This is a genomic window from Amycolatopsis pigmentata, assembly GCF_042684065.1.
Classification (GTDB): Bacteria; Actinomycetota; Actinomycetes; order Mycobacteriales; family Pseudonocardiaceae; genus Amycolatopsis_E; species Amycolatopsis_E pigmentata.
On sequence record NZ_JBHUKR010000026.1, the window covers coordinates 120166 to 136255 of the forward strand.

Annotated in this window: 15 protein-coding genes; 11 read left to right on the forward strand and 4 right to left on the reverse strand. The window is 70.2% G+C overall.

The features are described from left to right. The first annotated feature begins 42 nt into the window (after positions 1-42). The 4 genes from ACFSXZ_RS38965 to ACFSXZ_RS38980 all read left to right on the forward strand — a co-directional run bounded on the left by ACFSXZ_RS38965 (position 43) and on the right by ACFSXZ_RS38980 (position 3736). The gene (locus tag ACFSXZ_RS38965; RefSeq protein WP_378271344.1) at positions 43-1140 is read left to right on the forward strand and encodes an alpha/beta fold hydrolase; all 1098 of its coding nucleotides are present in this window, start codon (positions 43-45) and stop codon (positions 1138-1140) included. Further along, a complete protein-coding gene (gene tsaE, locus ACFSXZ_RS38970; RefSeq protein ID WP_378271345.1) occupies positions 1125-1613 on the forward strand; it encodes a tRNA (adenosine(37)-N6)-threonylcarbamoyltransferase complex ATPase subunit type 1 TsaE in 489 nt (162 codons plus the stop codon). The genes ACFSXZ_RS38965 and tsaE overlap by 16 nt, the downstream gene beginning before the upstream one ends. Positions 1614-1808: 195 nt before the next feature. Continuing rightward, positions 1809-2747 (forward strand): U32 family peptidase, encoded by a 939-nt coding sequence (locus tag ACFSXZ_RS38975; protein ID WP_378271347.1) that lies wholly within the window; start codon positions 1809-1811, stop codon positions 2745-2747. After that, the gene (locus tag ACFSXZ_RS38980; RefSeq protein ID WP_378271349.1) at positions 2744-3736 is read left to right on the forward strand and encodes a zinc-dependent alcohol dehydrogenase; all 993 of its coding nucleotides are present in this window, start codon (positions 2744-2746) and stop codon (positions 3734-3736) included. The genes ACFSXZ_RS38975 and ACFSXZ_RS38980 overlap by 4 nt, the downstream gene beginning before the upstream one ends. On the opposite strand, the gene ACFSXZ_RS38985 is transcribed toward ACFSXZ_RS38980, so the two are convergent. Continuing rightward, positions 3727-5169, reverse strand: a complete 1443-nt coding sequence (locus ACFSXZ_RS38985) for an acyl-CoA synthetase (RefSeq protein WP_378271351.1) — start codon at positions 5167-5169, stop codon at positions 3727-3729. The two genes, ACFSXZ_RS38980 and ACFSXZ_RS38985, sit on opposite strands and share 10 nt — an antisense overlap. Positions 5170-5291: 122 nt before the next feature. Between ACFSXZ_RS38985 and tsaB the strand changes: the two genes are divergently transcribed. Genes tsaB through tsaD form a run of 3 tightly spaced genes read left to right on the forward strand, consistent with a single transcriptional unit; the run spans position 5292 to position 7459 of the window. Beyond that, positions 5292-5945: a tRNA (adenosine(37)-N6)-threonylcarbamoyltransferase complex dimerization subunit type 1 TsaB gene (tsaB, locus tag ACFSXZ_RS38990; RefSeq protein WP_378271352.1), complete on the forward strand. Its 654-nt coding sequence runs from the start codon at positions 5292-5294 to the stop codon at positions 5943-5945. Further along, entirely contained in the window at positions 5945-6412 is a 468-nt protein-coding gene (gene rimI / locus ACFSXZ_RS38995) for a ribosomal protein S18-alanine N-acetyltransferase (protein ID WP_378271372.1), read from the forward strand. The genes tsaB and rimI overlap by 1 nt, the downstream gene beginning before the upstream one ends. After that, a complete protein-coding gene (tsaD, locus tag ACFSXZ_RS39000) occupies positions 6413-7459 on the forward strand; it encodes a tRNA (adenosine(37)-N6)-threonylcarbamoyltransferase complex transferase subunit TsaD (RefSeq protein WP_378271353.1) in 1047 nt (348 codons plus the stop codon). It abuts the gene before it with no gap. 13 nt (positions 7460-7472) lie between these two features. On the opposite strand, the gene wecB is transcribed toward tsaD, so the two are convergent. Both wecB and ACFSXZ_RS39010 read right to left on the reverse strand, forming a co-directional pair. Beyond that, positions 7473-8633 (reverse strand): non-hydrolyzing UDP-N-acetylglucosamine 2-epimerase, encoded by a 1161-nt coding sequence (gene wecB, locus ACFSXZ_RS39005; protein ID WP_378271355.1) that lies wholly within the window; start codon positions 8631-8633, stop codon positions 7473-7475. Positions 8634-8870: 237 nt separating this feature from the next. Continuing rightward, the gene (locus ACFSXZ_RS39010) at positions 8871-10805 is read right to left on the reverse strand and encodes an N-acetylmuramoyl-L-alanine amidase (protein WP_378271357.1); all 1935 of its coding nucleotides are present in this window, start codon (positions 10803-10805) and stop codon (positions 8871-8873) included. A 566-nt stretch (positions 10806-11371) separates the two neighbouring features. Here ACFSXZ_RS39010 and groES point away from each other — a divergent pair. Both groES and groL read left to right on the forward strand, forming a co-directional pair. Continuing rightward, positions 11372-11665 (forward strand): co-chaperone GroES, encoded by a 294-nt coding sequence (gene groES / locus ACFSXZ_RS39015; protein WP_026153773.1) that lies wholly within the window; start codon positions 11372-11374, stop codon positions 11663-11665. Between the two features lie 146 nt (positions 11666-11811). After that, positions 11812-13425: a chaperonin GroEL gene (gene groL, locus ACFSXZ_RS39020; RefSeq protein ID WP_378271358.1), complete on the forward strand. Its 1614-nt coding sequence runs from the start codon at positions 11812-11814 to the stop codon at positions 13423-13425. A gap of 219 nt (positions 13426-13644) precedes the next feature. Here the strand turns inward: groL and ACFSXZ_RS39025 are convergent, their stop codons facing one another. Continuing rightward, positions 13645-13950, reverse strand: coding sequence for a WhiB family transcriptional regulator (locus ACFSXZ_RS39025; RefSeq protein WP_378271360.1), 306 nt, complete (start codon positions 13948-13950; stop codon positions 13645-13647). A 215-nt stretch (positions 13951-14165) separates the two neighbouring features. Here ACFSXZ_RS39025 and ACFSXZ_RS39030 point away from each other — a divergent pair, with 215 nt between their 5' ends. Together ACFSXZ_RS39030 and ACFSXZ_RS39035 are read left to right on the forward strand one after the other, a co-directional pair. Beyond that, entirely contained in the window at positions 14166-15089 is a 924-nt protein-coding gene (locus ACFSXZ_RS39030) for a MerR family transcriptional regulator (protein WP_378271362.1), read from the forward strand. A 32-nt stretch (positions 15090-15121) separates the two neighbouring features. Continuing rightward, positions 15122-15967, forward strand: a complete 846-nt coding sequence (locus ACFSXZ_RS39035) for a hypothetical protein (RefSeq protein WP_378271363.1) — start codon at positions 15122-15124, stop codon at positions 15965-15967. Positions 15968-16090: the final 123 nt, after the last annotated feature.

A 16090-nucleotide genomic window follows, 5' to 3' on the forward strand; every position in this document is an offset into this window, starting at 1 on the left:
ACATTCATTGCTCCAGCTCAGACGAGGTCCGGGGGTGCTCAGGTGAGGGCATCGCCCCGGCTGCTCGCGCTCGTCGGCGGAGCGGCCGCGCTGGCCACCGGCACGGCAGCGGCGGCGATCGCGGTCACGGCGCAGCAGCGACGGGCCGCCGAGAGCCAGACCGGCGAGCGGCTGGGTGACCTCGCCCCCGACCGGTCGTCGACGGTCGCCGCGGAGGACGGCACCCCGCTCTGCGTTTCCGAGATCGAGCCCGCCGAGGGGAAGGCCGAGCTCACCGTCGTCGGCGTGCACGGGTTCGCGCTCTCCCAGCGGAGCTGGCATTTCCAGCGCAGGGACTTCGCCGCGCTGTCCCTGCCGCGGGTACGGCAGGTGTATTACGACCATCGCGGGCACGGACTTTCGGGCGCCGCGAACGAGGAGACCAGCACCATCGAACAGCTCGCCCGGGATCTCGACACCGTGCTGCGCACGGTGGTGCCCGACGGGCCGATCGTCCTGATGGGTCATTCGATGGGCGGCATGGTGATCATGGAGCTGGCCCAGCACAACCCGGAGCTCTTCGACGAACGGGTGCGCGGGGTGGCGCTGATCGCGACGGCGGCGGGCGAGGTGGGCCGCAAGGGCCTGCCGCGCGGGTTGCTGTCCAAGTACAACCCGGTGACCCGGGGCGTGGGTGGCCTCGCCGGCTGGCAGCCGGGCCTGGTGGAGCTGGTGCGCGCGGCGGGCGGCCAACTGACCCGGCAAGCGGTGCGATGGCTGGCGTTCGGGCCGCGGCCGGTGCCCTCACCGGTGGTGGACCTGTTGATGGAGATGCTGGCGGTGACCCCGGTCCGCGGGCTGGTCAACTTCGTCGGCACCCTGGGCAGCCACAACCGGTACGCGGCGCTGGCCGGGCTGAAGCACGCTCACGTGCTGGTGGTGGGCGGCGACTCCGACCGGTTCACGCCGTTTTCGCATGCCGAGCGCATCGCCGTGGAGCTGCCGGACGCCGAGCTCGCGCGCGTGCGCGGGGCCGGGCATATGGTGCACCTGGAACAGCCGGAGCTGGTCAACAGCCATCTGATAGATCTGCTGCAGCGCTGCGCCGGGGTCGACAGCATGAGTTCGTCACGAAGGATTTGGCGTTGGTTGAGCGGATAGAGCTTCCGGCCGAAGCGGACACGGTGGCCTTCGGCGAGTCGCTGGGACGACGGCTTCACGCCGGGGACCTGGTGTTGCTCGATGGTCCTCTCGGGGCCGGTAAGACGGTGATGACCAGGGGGATCGCGGCCGGGCTCGGCGTTTCGGGACGGGTCAGCTCGCCGACGTTCGTGCTCGCGCGGGTCCATCCGGCCGGTGAGCGTGGGGTGTCGCTGGTGCACGTGGACGCCTACCGCCTCGGCGGGGACCTGGCCCAGCTCGACGACCTCGATCTCGACACCGACCTGGAGTCCTCGGCCGTCATCGTGGAATGGGGCGAGGGGTCCGCCGAACGTCTGTCCGAGGACTACCTGGTCGTGCGCCTGGACCGCAGGCCCGACGACGTCAGGGTCGCCACTCTGGAGCCGCACGGCGCCTGGAAGCAACGCCTCCAAGGGACTGTCTGCGAATCGTGGGTTACCTGGGCAAAGTAACCGGCGGAACGCGCCCCCGAAGCTAGTCGATCTCGGGGCAGGGCTCCGACCAGTTAAAACTGGAGTCGAGCACTGAGGAGAGCCCTGGCCACGAGATCGGCTGGGCGCGTTCACCAACGGCACTGAGGATCGTTGTCGCGCCTCGCCTGCCCGTCTAAGGTCCCCAATGGTGCTGGAAGAGATGAGGGAGTCACGGTGACGCGGTTCAGGGATTTCCTTGGTGCGGACGGTTTCGCGAGGTCCGACACCGAACTGCCGGAGTCCGCGAAGCGGTTCCCCGACGGCGCGCAGTGCCGGGTGGAGATCCCGAGCGTGGAGGGCCCGGAAGTGCTCGACGCGGTGCTGGACGAGGCCCGCCGGCGGAACGTCCGGGTGCACCGGGTGTCGCAGGGCAGCGGTGGGATGTTGCTGACCTCCGGCGAGTTGCGCGCGATGGCCGCGACGGCACGCGAGGCGGCCATCGAGGTGAGCCTTTTCGCGCGCCCGCTGGCCGGCTGGGCCAACTCGGCCGCGTCACTGGCGTCCGGGGCGGGCGCGCTGGCCGCGCAGGCCCGCGGCACCGAGCAGATCGTGCACTGCCTCGAAGACATCGAGCGCAGCGTCGAAGCCGGGATCCGGAGCGTGCTCATCACCGACATCGGGCTGCTGGACATCGCGTCGCGGCTGCGTGCCGCCGGCGAGTTCCCGGCCTCCCTGCGATTCAAGATCAGTGTCCAAATGGGACTGTCGAACCCGGTTTCGGCCCGGCTCGCGCAGCGCCTCGGCGCGGACACCCTGAACGTGCCCACCGACCTCGGCCTCGGCGAACTCGCGGCGATCCGCGCGGCGACCGACATCCCGCTGGACATCTACATCGAATCGCCCGACGACCAGGGCGGCCTGGTGCGGCACATGGAGATCGCGGAGATCGTGCGCGTGACCGCGCCGGTCTACCTGAAGTTCGGGCTGCGCAACGCGCCGAACATCTATCCGAGCGGTACTCACCTGGCGCCGGTGGCGACGGCGCTGGCCCGGGAACGCGTCCGGCGGGCCGAGATCGGCCTGGAGTTCTTGGCGCGCCAGCTTCCCGGCGCGGTCATGTCGGAGTTGCCGGCGGCGGATCTCGCGGTGCCGGAAGCGGGAGAACAGGTGTGAGCCGTGCGGTGCTGATCGAACGGCCCCGCTCGCTGCGCGTGGTGCCGGTCGAGCCGGCACGTCCGGCACCGGGCGAGGCCGTGGTCCGGGTCGCCTGGTCGGGGATCTGCGGGTCCGACCGTGAGGTGCTCGCGGGCACGCGGGACGGCGCGTTCGTGCGGTACCCGGTCACGCCGGGACACGAGTGGTCCGGCACCGTGGTCGAGGTCGGCGACGGCGTGGATCCGTCGCTGCTCGGCAAACCCGTTGTGGGAGAGGGTTTTCGCAACTGCGGGCGCTGTACTCCGTGCCGCCGGGGCGACACGAACCTGTGCCGGGCAGGCTATGACGAGACCGGCTTCACGCGTCCCGGTGCGTGGGCGGACGAACTGGTCCTTCCCGCCCGGCTGTTGCACGAACTGCCTCCCGGCGCGGACCTGCGTGCAGCGGCGTTGCTGGAACCGGCGGCGTGCGTGGCGGACGCCTGCCTGAAGGCACAGGCCGTGCCCGGCGAACGGGTCGCGGTGGTCGGTGGCGGCACGCTCGGCATGCTGGCCACCCAGTTGCTCGCCGCGGGCGGCCCGGGTGAGCTGACGGTGGTGGATCCGCGAAAGGAGCGGGCCGCCCTCGCGTCCCGGTTCGGAGCGTCATGGTGCCGCCCGGAAGACGCTCCGGACGCCTTCGACGTGGTGGTCGAGACGGCCGGAGCGCCGGGCACCGGAGTGCTGGCGGTGTCGCTGACGCGTCGTGGCGGGCGGACGGTCCTCACCGGGCTCGCCGGCACCGAGACGGAGCCCCTGGTGCCCGCGGAGCTGGTCGGCGCCGCGGTCACGGTGCACACCGTCTTCGGCGCACCCTCGCGGGCGTGGTCGCACGCCGTCCGCGCCTTCGCCGCGGGCCTTCTCGACCCGCGGCCGTTGGTGACGCACGAATTCCCGCTCGAGCAGGCCGGCAAGGCGCTGGAGACGACATCGGGCCAGGGCGCGGGCAAGGTCCTGCTTCACCCCTGACCGGGGTGCAGCGCGCGTTTCATCACCTTCCCCATCTCGTTCCGCGGCAAGGCATCGAGGAACCGGACCACCCGCGGCCGTTTGTGGGGCGACAGCAGCCGTGCCACGTGATCGGCCAGTTCGCGCTCGGCCGGAGCGGGGCCGTCGGGCACGATCCACGCCACGATCCGCTCGCCGAGATCCGGGTCCGGCTCGCCGGTAACCGCCGCTTCGGCCACCCCGGGGTGTTCCAGCAGCGCGTTCTCGATCTCACCCGCACCGATCTTGTAGCCGCCGCTCTTGATCAGGTCCGTCGCCTTGCGGCCGACGATGCGCACGTAACCGTCCGCGTCCCGAGTGGCCATGTCGCCGGTGCGGAACCAGCCCTCGGTGAACGCTTCGGCGGTGGCATCCGGCCGGTTGAGGTACTCGGTGAACAGGTTGGAGCCGCGGACCTGGATTTCGCCGACGGCGCCGGTCTCCTCGACGGGCTCGCCCTCGTCGTCGACCAGCCTCAGCTCGACCCCGCGCAGGGGCACTCCGACCGCGCCCGGCTTGCGTTCGCCGTCGGCGCGGACGCTGGTGTTCATCAGCGTCTCGGTCATGCCGTAGCGTTCGACGACCTGCTGTCCGGTCGCCGCCGTGATCCGCTGGTGGTCGTGCACGGGCAGCGCCGCCGATCCCGAGACGAGCAGCCGGGCCCGGCCGAACGCCTTGGCCAGCTCCGGGTTGCCGTCGACTTCACCGGCGATCCGGTGATACATCGTGGGGACCCCGAACATCATCGTGGCGCCGTCCGTCAGTTCCTTCGCGATCGCTTCGGTGGAGAACCGGCCCACGTGCCGGGCGCTCCCGCCTCGCCGTACCGGGCCGAGGATGCCGAGGATCAGCCCGTGCACGTGGAACAGCGGAAGCGCGTGCACGAGGACATCGTCGGCGCTCCACTGCCACGCGTCCTCCAGCGCATCGAGAGTGCCGGCGATCGCCCGGCGCGGCAGCACCACGCCCTTGGGCGGACCGGTGGTGCCGGAGGTGTAGATGATCAAGGCGGGGGCTTCGGGGCCCGGTTCCTCCAGCGGGTCCGCGGGCGCTCCCGTGAGCGGGACGTCCTTGCGCGGCAAGGCGGCCAGCGCCGGTGGCAGTTCGACGCCGGGTTCGGTCAGCACGAGGCCCGGCTCGCTGTCGGACACGATGTGCCCCAGTTCCCGTTCGCCGATCTTCGGGTTGACCGGCACGGCGGGCACTCCGGCCAGGAGCGAAGCGATGACGGCCACCGAGGTATGGAGGGTCGGCGTGGCCCATACGGCGACCCGCGCCACTTCGCTCGCGCGGAGTTCTCTGGCCAGCGTGCCCGCGACGGCGGCCAGCCCGGGATAGTCGAGCGTCAGCTCACCGAAGGTCAACGCGGTCTTCGCCGGGGGCGCCACCAGCGCCGGGAACAGGGGATCTGCCATGTCGTCTCCGTTCATCACTGCCACGCCGACCATGATGCGCCCCTCTTCCGCGAGCCCACACGGGTCCGGTCGAGCGGAGCAGGGCCCGCGCCCGGCCGGGCGGGTCGGTAGGCTGGTACATCGTGCTGGTGCTTGCCCTTGATACCTCGACACCCGCCGTGACCGCCGGGGTGGCGACGCTGGCGGGCGCCGACGTCACCGTGCTCGCGGAGCGCGTCACGCTCGACGCGCGCGCCCACGGGGAGTTGATCACGCCGCACGCGCTGGAGGCGCTCGCCGAGGCGGGCGTGACCCCGCGTGAGATCGATGCCATCGTCTGCGGAGTGGGGCCCGGCCCGTTCACCGGTCTGCGAGCGGGCATGGCGACCGCCGCCGCGCTGAGCCACGGCCTGGGCGTCAACGCCTACCCCGTGTGCAGTTTGGACGCCATCGCGGTCGGCGCTGACGTGGACGAGCCGTTCCTGGTCGTGACCGACGCACGCCGCCGCGAGGTCTACTGGGCCGCCTACGACGCCCTGAAGAGCCGGATCGACGGCCCACACGTGCAGGCGCCGGCCGATTTCGGCACGCCGGTCGCCGCCGGCGACGGCGCGCGGCTGTACGCCGAGCGGCTCGCGGTCCGCGTGATCGAGCCCTATTACCCACCGACGGCCGGTCTGGTCGCCGTGGCCGCGTCGCACCTGCTCGCCAAGGAAGCACCCGGCCCGCTAACCCCGCTCTACCTGCGTCGCCCCGACGCCGTCGAACCCAGCGCGCGGAAACGGGTGACCACGTGATCAGCGTGGGGCCACTCCAACGCCGCGACATCGCACGCTGCGTCGAAATCGAGAAACAACTCTTCGCCGGTGACAGCCCGTGGAGCGCGGGTGCCTTCCGCTCCGAACTCCAAGCGGGCGCCTACTACCTCGCCGCCTACGACGACGACAACCTGATCGGGTACGCCGGCCTCGCCGTGGCCGGGCCGCCGGGCGACCTCGATACCACTGTGCACACGATCGGGGTGGACACGGCGTACCAGGGCCAGGGCATCGGGACCGCCCTGCTCCGCCGCCTGCTCGCCCGTGCCGACGAGCTGAACGCGCCGGTGTTTCTGGAGGTCCGCACCGACAACGACCGCGCGGTCGCGCTCTACGAACGGCACGGCTTCACCCGGATCGGTCTCCGCAAGCGCTACTACCAACCTTCCGGGGCCGACGCGTACACGATGAAGCGTGAGGCCCGCGTCGGAGAGGAGGCGGGCTGAATGTCCCGGATCATCATGGGCGTCGAGAGTTCCTGCGACGAGACCGGCATCGGGCTGGTCCGGCTGCACGACGACGGCACCGTCGAGTTGCTCGCCGACGAGGTCGCCTCGAGCGTCGAGCAGCACGCGCGGTTCGGGGGAGTGGTGCCCGAGGTCGCCAGCCGGGCCCACCTGGAAGCCTTGGTCCCCACGGCGACGAGGGCATTCGAGGCCGCCGACCTCAAACTGTCCGATGTGGACGCCATCGCGGTCACCGCGGGGCCGGGGCTGGCCGGTGCCCTGCTGGTCGGGGTGGCGGCGGCGAAGGGATACGCGGCCGCGCTGGACGTTCCGCTCTACGGCGTCAACCATCTCGCCGGGCACATCGCGGTGGACACCCTCCAGCATGGCCCGCTGCCTTCGCCCTGTCTGGCGTTGCTCGTCTCCGGCGGGCATACGCAGCTTCTGCGCGTCGACGACATCGCGTCCTCGATCACCGAACTCGGGTCCACTGTGGACGACGCCGCGGGCGAGGCCTACGACAAGGTGGCCCGCGTGCTGGACCTGCCCTACCCCGGCGGGCCGCCGATCGACAAGGCGGCGAAGCGGGGAAACCCGGCCGCGATCAAGTTCCCTCGCGGTATGACGGGCCCGCGCGACGCGAAGTTCGATTTCTCCTTCTCCGGTCTCAAGACGGCGGTGGCCCGCTGGGTCGAGGAGGCCGAAAGCCGTGGCGAGGAGATTCCGGTCGACGATGTCGCCGCGTCCTTCCAGGAGGCGGTGGCCGACGTGCTGACGGCGAAGGCGGTTCGCGCGGCCAAGGAAACCGGTATCGGCACGCTGGTGATCTCGGGTGGCGTCGCGGCCAACTCACGGCTGTCCGCACTGGCCCGCGAACGCTGTGAGGCGGCGGGGATCACGTTGCGGGTGCCGCGGCCGAGGCTGTGTACCGACAACGGCGCGATGATCGCGGCGCTCGGCGCGCACGTCATCGCGGCCGGCGTCGAGCGGTCCTCTTTGGACATCTCGGCCAATCCCGCACTGCCGGTCGGTGTCGTTTCGGTGTGAGCCGTTCTCCCGCTCACATTTCCGAGGCGGGCACCGTCGCCGGGAAATGCCCTTCGGCGATGCCCAGCAGATCCTCGAGCGCGATGACCGCGCGTGCGGCGGCATTGCCGTCGCCGTAAGGTTTTCCGCTCTGCGGCAGGTGCCTTCGGCCGTGGAGGATGTCGGTGGCGACGGTATGGATCGTGGCCGGGTCACTGCCGGCGAGCCAGGTGGACCCGCCGTCCATGGCCTCGCGGGCTTCCCCGCGCCGGGCCGGATCACCCAGGATCACCACCGGTGTGCCGAAGGCCGGTGCCGCCTCGCGGACGGCCGCCGAGTCGGTGAGCACGAGGGTGGCCAGACGCAGGGCGCGAACGAGGTCCGGGTACTCGAGCGGATCGGTGATGGTCACCCGGGCAAGGTCACCCAGCATGCCCAGAACGTGTTCGCGCGCGGCGGGTTCAGGGTGCACGGGAAGCAGGACCTGCACGTCGTCCTGCTCCTCGACCAGTCGTCGTACCGCGGACAAGGCGCGCGCCGGCGCCTGGTCCTCGGTGCTGTAGTCCTGAGAGCCGACCAGGATCATTCGCTGCCCCGCCTCCGCCACCTCCATCTCGAGGAGGGCCAGTTCGGCGCAACGAGCCGGGATGTCCCGCTCGGCGATGTGCCGGGCCGCGTCGACGGCGGTGTTGCCGATGATGGTGATCCGCTGGCGTGGCACGCCTTCGGCGCGCAGGGCCGCGGCGGCGTCGCTCGTGGTGGTCAGGTGCAGCGCGGCGATCCGGCTGACCATCTGGCGGGTGCCGTCTTCGGCGAACGGGTCATGCGCGGGCACGCCCGATTCGAGGTGCACGACAGGCACTCCGGCCCAGAACGCGGCGAGCGCTCCGGCGAGCACCGTGGGGCTGTCGCCCTGGACCACGAGGGCCGCCGGGCGGTGCCGCCGGAACGTGGCGTCCAGGGCGGGCAGGAGCCCGGCGACGAGTTCGGCCGGGCGGTCGGCGGCGTGCGCCGGAATGTCCAGCCAGGCGTCCACCAGTAACCCGAACGGGGCCAGGGCCTGCTCGACCGAGCCGTCGTGCCGTCCACTGTGCACGATCACCGGCCGCAGCACCCCGTGGCCGCCCAGCGCCAGTGCCAGCGGCGCCGACCGCACCGCCTCCGCCCTCGTTCCCGCCAGCATCATGACGTCCACTTCGTCTCCCCCGTGCCTTCACGCTTGGACAGGCCGCGGGGCGGACGAAAATGAAGTTCTGGATGGTTGTGCCGTTGTCTTCTCGCGCATGACACTCTCCGTCCCGGACCCGTCGGCTTCGAGGTGGTCCTTGGACGATCTATCGGTGAGAACGCCAAGCGTGCACACGCAACCGCTCTGATGATCACGCCATTGGGCTAGGCTGCCACCCTTTCCGGTGTATCAACACCGAGGACATCAGCGACGCGGGGACACGATCCGGACATCGTCGGTCTTCACGTACGCCACCCGGTGTCCGAACTGGATCTGCACGTACCTGGTCTTCCCGCGCACCACGACGTGATCCGAGCCGTCGAAGGTGGTGGCCCGGTAGTACTCCGAGCCCAGCACCGGGCCCGCCGCGTACCGTTGCCCCGCCGCGAAGGTGTACGGCAGTGGAACGAGGTCCTGGACGTCCACATTCTGCGGGTAGGCCGCGGCCTCGGGATACGCCCTGCCGTAGATGGGAACGGTGTCCAGCCCTTCCTTCACCACGACGACCCATCCGAGCACGGGCCGGGCGGCCGGGGCATCGGCGGGATTGTGGAACCAGCCTTTCTGGCCGAGGAACCAGACCGCGGTCCAGTCGCCTTGCCGGTCCACCACCGCGAACCGCTGGCCAGCGGACATCCGGCTGCCGACGTCGGACATGTCCACTGTGGACGATGAGCCGTCGGGGTGGAGGCCGGGGTCGCGCAGCAGCGACGCGTCCGCGCGAGGTTCGGTGTGCAGGTGGATCCCGCTGGAACCATGAGCCGGACAGGTCGCGGCGGGGTTGTCCGTGTCGCAGCCGGTGTACCCGGCCGGGTTGGCCGCGTAGTCCGGCTGGATCATCACCAGGCCCGTGTCCCCGCGTGGTGGATAGGGGTTCAGTGGCGCGCCGAGAAGCTCGAAATAGTGCGCCCAGTCCCAGTAGGCGGCCGGGTCCCAGTGCATTCCCTTGATCGCGGCGGGCGTGATACCGGGCACGTTGTCGTGGCCGATGATGTGTTCGCGATCGAGGGGAATGTCGTACCGCGCGGCCAGATACCGCACCAGTTTCGCCGAAGCGCGGTACATCGCCTCGGTGTACCAGGTGCCCTGCAGGGCGTAACCCTCGTGTTCCACACCGATCGACTTGGCGTTGACGTACCAGTTCCCGGCGTGCCAGCCCACGTCCTTGGTGCGGATGTGCTGCGCGACGTGCCCGTCGACGGACCGAAGGGTGTAGTGCCAGCCCAGGTACTTCGGATCCTGGACGAGCGCGAGCGCGGTGTCGTAGCTGCACTCGGTGTCGTGGATGACGACGTAGGTGATCGTCTGGCTGTAGGGCCGGTCAGCCTGGTCGTAGTTGCCATAGTTGCCGTTGCCGAGGTCCTGGTAGGGGGCCGGCACCCAGTCGCACGCCAAGCCCGGCGGCGCTTCGACGTGCTTCGGTGTGCCGGCCGGGAGCCCGAGCCGGTTCAACTGCCTACGGTTCGGCGTGAGACCGGGCTCGGCGGCCAGCGTGACCAGGTGGCCGTCATCGGTGGTGCGCGCCGCGCCGGAGGAAATGGTGGCGTACACCTCGTCCGCGAAGAACGCCGCCGCGGTCGCGTCGGTCGCGCCGCTGTAGCGGGCGACCGCGCCATACCAGTCGGCGGCGTCGGCGCCACCGGTGGAGAGCGCCTCCTGGTACGCCGCCAGCACCGCCGCGCCCCCACGGATGTTCTGCGCCGGGTCGATGCGCAGGGTCTCGGGCGTGACTCCGGTCAGCTGGGAGGCGAACTCCACCGTCTGCAACGAGGACGACGGATCGGCAGCGGCCGGCGGGGCAGGCCGGAGCACCTCGCGCGCCTGGTCACCCCGGGGATCCTCGGCGCCCTTGTCGTGGTGGGTACCGGCGGCGGCGACCATCCGGACATCGGTGAGATGCATGGGGCCGAACCCGGCGCTCGTACTCGGCCGGCCGCCGTTGTGATCCCAGCGGGATTTGAGGTACGAGACACCGAGGAGCACGGACTCGGGCACCCCGAATTCCTCGGCCGCGGCGGCGAACGCGTTCTGGCGTGCTTGTGTGCCTGCCAGTGCCGGGGCCGGAGAGACCACGGCAAGTCCCGCGGTGCCTGCCGCGAGAGCGCCGCGAAGGGCGTTACGTCGGGTGAATGCTGGCATGTGGGAAAACTACCGGCCAGCGCGACGAAAGGGGACATTCTTTCGTCGCGTGGTTTTCCCGGGGTTCTCTCATTTGATCCGGAGGGCAGGCATTCGCCGATCAATCCCGGCGGTGCGATCACCCTCGCTGAGGCGCGGGGAAGCGCTGGTCACAGCGCTTCCCCGCCTCTGGAACTGATCAGCACTTGCCGCAGCATCCGCATCCGGCGCCCTTGCAAGAACCGCAGCAGTTGCATCCACCCATTGCCAACACCATCCCTTCGGGGCAGGCCCGGGCCGTGTCCCAAGTTAGGGCCACCGATGCCCACCCGACACCGCCCAATGAGTGAGAAGCGAGTGCCATGCCGTGACCGGAACCCGCGCGGCACCGGAGACCGGTCAGGCCGGTTCCACGGCTGTTCACGGTGGGTGAACCCACCCGCCTTGCGCGGCTAGCACTCGCGTGGCTAGAGTGCTAATTGCACGGCACCGCACACGCCCCGGCACCCGCGACGGCGGGGGTGGTAGGAGCCGAAACCCAAGTAAGTACCTGCCAACGCTTTCGACGACCCGTGGAGGTCAACCCGGTGAGCGTGAACATCAAACCGCTCGAGGACAAGATCGTTGTCCAGACGAGCGAGGCCGAGGAGACGACGGCTTCCGGTCTCGTCATCCCCGACACCGCCAAGGAGAAGCCCCAGGAGGGCAAGGTTCTGGCCGTGGGCCCGGGCCGTGTCGACGACAAGGGCAACCGCATCCCCGTGGATGTCAACGTCGGCGACGTCGTCATCTACTCGAAGTACGGCGGCACCGAGGTCAAGTACAACGGTGAGGACTACCTGATCCTGTCCGCTCGCGACGTGCTGGCCGTCGTCAACTGACGTCGGCGTCCGCGTTGTGAACGCCCCGGGCCCCGCATAACGCCGGGGGCCGGGGCGTTCTGCTGTCACCAGCGCTCATCCGGCAACCGGCGTGCCCTGCGCCTCCGGATCGCGCTTGGCATTTCATTGCCAGAGAGGTTTCTGCCATGCCCAAAGAGATCAATTTCGACGAGGACGCTCGTCGGGCACTCGAGCGCGGCGTGAACAAGCTCGCCGACGCGGTCAAGGTCACCCTTGGTCCGCGTGGCCGCCACGTGGTGCTGGACAAGAAGTTCGGTGGCCCGACGATCACGCTCGACGGTGTGACCGTGGCGCGCGAGATCGACCTCGAAGACCCCTTCGAGAACCTCGGCGCCCAGCTCGCCAAGAACGTGGCGACCAAGACCAACGACGTGGCCGGCGACGGGACCACCACCGCGACCGTGCTGGCGCAGTCGCTGGTCAGGGTCGGCCTGCGCAACGTGGCGGCGGGTGCCAACCCGACGGCGCTGGGCCACGGGATCGAGGCGGCCGCGGAGAAGGTCATCGAGGTCCTGAAGGCCAGGGCCACCCCGGTCAAGGGGCGTGACAACATCGCCCAGGTCGGCACGGTCACCTCGCGCGACGCCACCATCGGCGCGCTGCTCGGCGAGGCCGTGGAGAAGGTCGGCGAGGACGGCGTGATCACCGTGGAGGAGTCCTCCACGATGGCCACCGAACTGGAGATCACCGAGGGGGTGCAGTTCGACAAGGGCTACCTGTCGGCGCACTTCGCGACCAACCCGGAGGAGCAGCGGGCGATCCTGGAGAACGCCTCCGTGCTGCTGCACCGGGAGAAGATCTCCGCGCTGGCCGACCTGCTGCCGCTGCTGGAGAAGGTCGCCGAGGCCAAGAAGCCGCTGCTGATCATCGCCGAGGACGTCGACGGCGAGGCCCTGTCCACCCTGGTGGTCAACGCCCTCCGCAAGACGATCAACGCGGTGGCGGTCAAGGCGCCGTTCTTCGGTGACCGGCGCAAGGCGTTCCTGGACGACCTGGCCGTGGTCACGGGTGCGCAGGTCGTCTCCTCCGAGATCGGTCTGAAGCTGTCCGAGGTCGGGCTCGACGTGCTGGGCACCGCCCGGCGCATCGAGGTCACCAAGGACACCACGACGATCGTCGACGGCGCGGGCACCAAGGACGAGATCCAGGGCAGGATCGCGCAGATCCGCAAGGAGATCGAGACCACCGATTCCGACTGGGACCGCGAGAAGCTCCAGGAGCGGCTGGCGAAGCTGGGCGGCGGTGTCGCGGTGATCAAGGTCGGCGCGGCCACCGAGACCGAGCTGAACGAGCGCAAGCACCGCATCGAGGACGCGGTGGCCTCCACCAAGGCGGCCGTCGAGGAGGGCATCCTGCCCGGCGGCGGCTCGGCCCTCGTGCACGCGGTGAAGGAGCTCGACGACCTCGGGCTGACCGGTGACGAGGCGACGGGCGCGAAGATCGTCCGCGACGCGCTCACCGCACCGCTGCACTGGATCGCCACCAACGCCGGCTACGAGGGCGCGGTGATCGTGTCCAAGGTGCAGGAGCAGAGCTGGGGCCACGGCTTCAACGCGGCCACCGGCGAGATCACCGATCTCATCGCGGCCGGCATCGTGGACCCGGTGAAGGTCACCCGGTCGGCGGTGGCCAACGCCGCTTCGATCGCCCGTCTGGTGCTGACCACGGAGAGCTCCGTGGTCGAGAAGCCGCAGGAAGAGCAGGAAGAGGCCGGTCACGGCCACGGTCACTCGCACTGACCGCTCCGCACGATGAGGCCGTCCCGGCGCCATGCCGGGACGGCTTTTCCTTTTCCGGCATGGTGTGGACGAATTGGAGAGGGGAAGAATTCCCGACGTCAGGTGAATTACTCACCGAAATATCGGTCGCGCCTTCGAGAGTTGACCGGAATCGACGTGCGCACAAAGCGGGGGTGGCGCCCGGAGCCGGTCGCCACCCCCGCCTTCCTCCTCTCGCGGTCACTGACCGGAAAGACTCAGCTGATGTCTTTTTCCGGTCTTGAGAATGGTCTCCCGCTCGGACTCCGACAGCCCGCCCCAGATCCCGTAGGGCTCGTGCACGGCGAGCGCGTGCTCGCGGCAAAGTCGCAGTACCGGACAGGTCTGGCAAATCGCCTTGGCCCGGGCCTCGCGGCGCGCCCTGGCCGGCCCGCGTTCGCCATCGGGATGGAAGAAGGCCGCGCTGTCCATCCCGCGGCAGGCCCCCTCGAGTTGCCAGTCCCAGATATCGGCGTTCGGGCCCGGGAGCCTGCGCGTGTCCGCCATCGAGACCGCCTCCGTAATTCGGTCGTTACCACTGCGTCGATTACTCCATTTGGCGCAATGGTGGTAACGGTAGAAGCGCGCCAATAGTTGTTCAAGGGAATCCCCGGGATTCAGTCTTTAGGTGTCCCCCGCAAGTGTGAGTGCGCCTTCTTTGACCGAGTGGCGTGCGGATGATCCACTTGCCCGCGTCCGGGGCCGCCGGGATATTGACTCGAATGAATGCCGGCCGGGCGGAACCGACGATGCCGGTGGCCGCCGTGGCCCGCCGGCTGGGGATCGCGCCGTCCACCCTTCGCACCTGGGACCGCCGTTACGGCCTCGGGCCGGGCTGTCACACGGGCGGCAAGCACCGTCGTTACGGGCCGACGGACATCGCCCGCCTCGAACTCATGCAGCGCGCGCTCCTGCGGGGTGCCTCCACCGCCGAGGCCGCGCGTTACTGCCTCGACCAGGTGCCGAAGTCGGCGCCGCCCGCGGAGGTCCCGGCCGAGCCCGGACCGCTTCCGGCCGCGCACGGGCTGCCGGACAGCACTACGGCCCGGCGCCTGCGTGCCGCCGCGCTGGCGTTGGACTCGTGGGCGGTGCAGCGCACGCTCGCCGAGACCATCGCCGATGTCGGGGTGACGACGGCCTGGGAGAGTGTGATCGAGCCCGTGCAGATCGCGCTCGGTACCGGCTGGCACGGCTCCCCTGCGGGGACCGAGGTCGAGTACCTGTTCGGCGAATGCGTGCTTGCCGCGCTGGTACGGGCGACCCCGGTTCTGGAAAGCCCCCGCAACCAGCGGCCCGTCCTGCTCAGTGGCGCGCCGGGCGAACGTGACGTCCTTCCGCTCTACGCGCTGGCCGCGTGCCTTGCCGAGCGCCGGATCGGCACGCAACTGTTCGGCGACCCGTTGCCGCGCGACGCGCTGGCGGCGGCGATGCGCCGGGGCGCGCCGGCCGCGGTGGTTCTGCTGGCGTCCAGCCCGGTGGTGGTCGACGCCACGTTGTTCGCCGACGATCCGCGCGGCCGTCCTCGCCGTCGTCTCTTCGCCTGGGGGCCGGGCTGGTGCCGGGCGCCGCTTCCGGACCGGGTCGAAGCGCTGGCGGACTTACGCACCGCAGCCGCACGACTCGAATATGTACTACTCGGGCAGTGATTCTGTCCCAGTCGGGCAGTAGGGTGACCCCCGTGACGGGTGAGCTACGGCGTGCGGCGTTCGGGGATCTCCCGGCGCCGGTGCCCGCTCTCCTCACCCGTGCCCAGGCTCCCAGGGCGAAACTGCTGGCCGCGATCGTGCTGGGCGCGCAGGGGCGCTACGCCGCCGCGGCGGCACTGCTCACCGAACTCGGCCGCGAGCGTGATCCGGTCGTCGCCGCCCACTCCTTGACCACACTGGCCTCGCATCGCCGGCAGCTCGGTGGTCACGCCGCCGCTCGCCCGCGGGATGCCGCGGCGTTGCGGCTCGCCTCCAGCGTCGATCTCTCCGCCGATGCCGGTGAGGATCCTGACGGTCTCGACGCCCGCGGAGCCCTCGCCGACGCGCTGCTCGGTCTCGCCGCCGACAGCGTCGGCGCGGGAAGACCGGCGGTCGCCCGCAGGTTCGCTTCGGCGGCCGCGCCGCACCTGACCTCTTGGCGCACCCGGGTGCGAGCCGGCTGGGTCGCGGCCGAGATCGAGTTCGTCGACGGCAGGCCAGCTGCGGCCGTCGATCCCGCCGAAACCGCCTTCCAACTCGCCACGGCGGCCGGAGCCTCCCGTCATGTGGTCAAGTCCGGCCTGGTGCTCGCGGCCGCGCTGGCCGAGACCGGAGCCGTCGATCGCGCCCGCGACCTCGTCTCCGACGCGGTCGGCGCGACCGAGAAGTACGAGCTTCGTTCCCTGGCCTGGCCCGCCTGCCTGCTGGCGGCGCGGTTGTGGCCGGAGACGGCCAATCACCATCGATTCAGAGTCGACGCCGTGTTGCACGCTGTGTTACTACGGTCTGATCCGGAGGGGAGGAGACTTGCCGGCGAATCGCCGTGGGTACCGGTCTGACGTGCGTTCGGACATCCGGGGTAAGAACTTCCAAAAAAAGCCACCGGATCGTGTCAAGGTGCGGCCTAATACTGCAACGGCACTTAGGTGAGTGGGTATCCGCGTCTTTTGTAGTGGCTGAGC

Excerpts from the sequence above, each read along its gene's own strand:
- ACFSXZ_RS38985 (WP_378271351.1), bottom strand. The coding sequence starts at position 5,169 with ATGGCAGATCCCCTGTTCCCGGCGCTGGTGGCGCCCCCGGCGAAGACC.
- tsaD (WP_378271353.1), top strand. The coding sequence starts at position 6,413 with ATGTCCCGGATCATCATGGGCGTCGAGAGTTCCTGCGACGAGACCGGC.
- groL (WP_378271358.1), top strand. The coding sequence starts at position 11,812 with ATGCCCAAAGAGATCAATTTCGACGAGGACGCTCGTCGGGCACTCGAG.
- ACFSXZ_RS39010 (WP_378271357.1), bottom strand. The coding sequence starts at position 10,805 with ATGCCAGCATTCACCCGACGTAACGCCCTTCGCGGCGCTCTCGCGGCA.
- ACFSXZ_RS39030 (WP_378271362.1), top strand. The coding sequence starts at position 14,166 with ATGAATGCCGGCCGGGCGGAACCGACGATGCCGGTGGCCGCCGTGGCC.
- ACFSXZ_RS39025 (WP_378271360.1), bottom strand. The coding sequence starts at position 13,950 with ATGGCGGACACGCGCAGGCTCCCGGGCCCGAACGCCGATATCTGGGAC.